Annotated in this window: 3 protein-coding genes; 1 reads left to right on the top strand and 2 read right to left on the bottom strand. The window is 71.6% G+C overall.

Translation table 11 applies throughout. The annotated features are described in order from the left end of the window. Positions 1-74: 74 nt before the first annotated feature. Complete coding sequence (locus tag QOZ89_RS46880; protein WP_312630379.1) at positions 75-1,325, top strand: cytochrome P450; 1,251 nt, start codon at positions 75-77, stop codon at positions 1,323-1,325. Positions 1,326-1,623: 298 nt separating this feature from the next. Here QOZ89_RS46880 and QOZ89_RS46875 read toward each other — a convergent pair whose 3' ends face one another. Both QOZ89_RS46875 and QOZ89_RS46870 read right to left on the bottom strand, forming a co-directional pair. Continuing rightward, a complete protein-coding gene (locus tag QOZ89_RS46875; protein ID WP_071050115.1) occupies positions 1,624-2,880 on the bottom strand; it encodes a cytochrome P450 in 1,257 nt (418 codons plus the stop codon). After that, a partial coding sequence (locus tag QOZ89_RS46870) for a ferritin-like domain-containing protein (RefSeq protein ID WP_312630378.1) occupies positions 2,877-3,650 on the bottom strand: 774 nt, incomplete at its 5' end. The genes QOZ89_RS46875 and QOZ89_RS46870, both read right to left, overlap by 4 nt.

Genomic DNA, 3,650 nt, shown 5'->3' with positions numbered 1-3,650 from the left:
GCCGGACGGCGGTGCTTCTCGCAATGCGCACCCGAGGTAACAGCCCGGGTCGGCACCACGAAGGAGCGGGACCCATGACCTCAGCCCAGATCGAGAACGTCGTCCCCGACGCGGTCGACCTGTTCACCACCGCCCACCGCCTCGACCCCTACCCGGGCTACCGCCGGCTGCGCGAGGCCCCCAGCCTGACCGACATCCGCCTCGGCGACACCGAGGTGACGGTGCTGTCCAGGTTCGCCGACTGCGCCGCCGTGCTGCAGAGCGCCACCTGGGGGCACGGCAACGCCGACCGGCTCAGCCCGTTCTGGGACCAGGAAGCGAGCCTGCCGGGCTCGTTCATCCGGATGGACCCCCCGGACCACCGACGCCTGCGCGGCCTGGTCAACAAGGCCTTCAGCGCCCGGATGGTCGCCGACCTCACCCCCATGATCACCCGGCTGGTCGACACCCTCGTGGACCGGGCCGTCGAGGCCGGCGGGCTCGACGTGGTCCGGGACCTCTCCGCGCCGCTCGCACTCGCGATGGTGGGCCAGCGGCTGCTCGGCGTACCCGAACAGGACGCCGACCAGCTGCGAGCCTGGGAGCTGGCAATCGCCCGCGGCACCGACCCGGAACCGCTGCTGACCACCGAGGAGATCACCCGCCGCGACCAGGCCGGAGCAGGCGTCGTCGCATACCTGATGGACCTCATGGAGCGCCGCCGCGCCCACCCCGAGAACGACCTGCTCAGCCGGCTCGTCGCCGTCGAAGAAGCCGGGGACAAACTCAGCGCCGCCGAGGTCATCGGCATCTGCGTGCTGCTCCTCGTCGCCGGCATGGAGACCAGCATCAACCTCGTCGGCAACGGCATCCTCGCGCTGCTGGACCACCCCGACCAGCTCCAGCTGCTGCGCCAGCGGCCCGAGCTGACCGGCCCGGCCGTCGAGGAAATCCTGCGCTACGACACACCGACCCAGTTCACGATGCGGGTCGCCCTCGCCGACACGACGATCGGCGACCGCGGCTTCCGCCGCGGCGACGGTGTCATCGTGCTGATGGGATCCGCCGACCGGGACGCCGAGGTCTTCACCGAGCCGGACCGACTCGACGTCACCCGCTACGCCCCGACCGGTCGCGCCTCCCGCCACCTCGGCTTCAGCCTCGGGCTGCACTACTGCATGGGGGCGCCGCTCGCCCGCCTGGAGGCGTCGAGCGCCATCAGGACCCTGCTGGAGCGGGCGCCAGGGCTGCGGCTGGCCACCGACGAGCCGCTGTCCTACCAGCCGAGCGTGATCCACCGGGGCCTGGTCTCGCTCCCCGTCGAGCTGACCCCCGCCGCGGCCTGAGGCGCTCCCGTGGCCGGACGCTCCGCGCCCGCCACCGGGCAGCGCCTGTCGGGCGCTGAGCGCCCTCCGGACCTGGTTCCGGCTAACTGCTTGAGGCGGTGGCTGGTCTGGTTCCGGGCTGGGGATGTGGCTGCGTTGACGCCAGCGCCGATGCGCCGTCACCAGCTGTGGCTGGGCTGGGTGGACAGGTAGCCAGAGCGGCACAGGAAATTCGGAGCAAACGACCGAGTGCCGGAGACGATCGCGTCTCCGGCACTCGGCCTTCCAGCATCCGCCCGGTGTCGATCCTCCGGGAGTGCTAGTTCTCTTCCATTCGGACGCGCAGCTCGCCGATCCCCCGGACGATCATGTTGGGCCGGTACGGCGGCGGGTCGACCAGCGGGGTCATCCGTGGTGCCCGCCGGGCCAGCGCCCGCAGCAGCAGATCCATCTCGAGGCGCACCATCGGCGCGCCGATGCAGTAGTGGTGCCCCCGCCCGAACCCGAGGTGGCGCGGCGTCCACTGGTCCCCCGCGTACCGGGCCAGGTCCAGCCGGTCGGCGTCGGCGTAGACCTCGGGGTCCCGGTTCCCGCTCGCGAGCAGGACGATCACGCCGTCGCCCTCGGCGAACCGCTCCCCCGACACCTCGGTGTCGCGCACCGCCCGCCGGGTGGAGATGTGTGCCGGCGAGTGGAAGCGCATCAGCTCGTCCACCGCCGGCACGGCGAGGTCGGGGTTGGCGCGCAGCGCCGCGTACTGGTCCGGGTAGCGCATCAGGGCGTCGAGCGTACTGGCGATCAGCGCGACGGTCGTCTCGTGGCCGGCGACGAGCAGCACGACCAGGGTCGCGAGCATCTCCTCGTTGCTGAGCCGGTCGCCCTCGGCCTCGGCGAGCGCGAGCGCGCTGACGAGGTCGCCCGTCGGCTCGGCCCGGCGGCGCGCGACGAGCTCGGTGAGGTAGTCCCGGATCTCCTTCGCCGACCGCTGCCGGTTGTCGACCTCCGCCGGGGTGAGCAGGAGGTCGGGGTCCAGGCCGCGGGCAAGCCCGGAGGACCACGACCGCACGGCCGCGTGGTCGGCCTCGGGCACGCCCATCAGGTCGGCGATCATCGTCAGCGGCAACGGGTAGGCGATCGCCTCGACGAGGTCCACCTCGCCCGCCGCGACGGCCGCGTCGAGCAGCCCGTCGACGAGCGCGCTGGCCCGCGCCCGGGTCTCCTCGATGCGGCGGACGGTGAACGCCCGGCTGACCAGCTTGCGGATGCGGGTGTGGTCCGGCGGCTCCATCCACAGGAACGACGTCGGCAGGTCCGAGCCGTCGCTGTCGGGATGCATCAGGTCGCCTTCCTCGGCGTGGCTCCAGGCCGAGTCCTGCAGGATCGCGTCGATCTCCCGGTAGCGCGTGACCAGGCGCATGCCCAGCGGACCGGGGACGAACGGGCCGGCCTCGCGCAGCACCTGGTAGTTCGGGAAGGTGTTGTGGTTCCAGGCGGGGTCGAAGATGTTCACCGCCGCCTGCTCGGGTGTGATCACAGCCGGGCCGGCGGACGGCGGCGCTCCGAGGGCGGCGGTCACACCATCGCCTCGGCGAGACGGCGGCGGACGCGGCCGTTGGTGCTCACGTCCAGGCCGGTGAGCGCGGCGAAGGCGCGGCGGATGTTGTCCTGCAGCCGGTCGAGCTCGCCGTCGGTGGCGATGCCCGCGAGGAACAGCTCGAACGCGGTGTCGATCGTCTCGTGGTTCGCGAGCTCCTCCAGCCCGCTCTTGAACACCCCGACCGGATGCTTGATCCGCGACTCGGACGTGTAGACGTAAAGCGTCTCCAGAACCGAGGGCAGCTCCCCCGGATGCGCGTCCAGGCGGCGGCGGGCGTAGTGCAGGAACTCCCGCGCATGCCCGGCCTCGTCCCGGCTGGCCCGCGTCATCAGCCCGCGCAGAACCGGTTCGTCGACCCAGGCGGCGACGGACCGGTAGACGTGGTTGACCGTCAGCTCGGAGATGATGTTGGTCGCCAGGGTGGCGCTCGGCGTGGTGCCCGGCGCGTACGGCGCGCGCATCGCCTGGACCGGGGCGGTGGGCATCGTCACACCGACGGCGTTCAGCCAGGTCCGGAAAGCGAAATGATGCTGGAGCTCCTCGTAGCCCCAGACCGCGACGAACGCCGAGAAGTCGTAGTCGTCGAACTCGTTGAGGAAGCCGTGCTGGGCCGCGATCGAGTTCGCCTCACCCATCACGGCACTCTTGACCATGGTCACGTACTCGGGCCGCACCAGATCCTGGTCGATCTCGTCGAACGGGAGCTCGTCGAGCGTCCAACGCTTGCGTTCGTAGTGCCGGAAGACGTC

It is taken from the genome of Pseudofrankia coriaricola (genome assembly GCF_032027725.1).
GTDB lineage: Bacteria > Actinomycetota > Actinomycetes > Frankiales > Frankiaceae > Pseudofrankia.
This window is presented reverse-complemented; position numbering and strand designations above follow the sequence as displayed.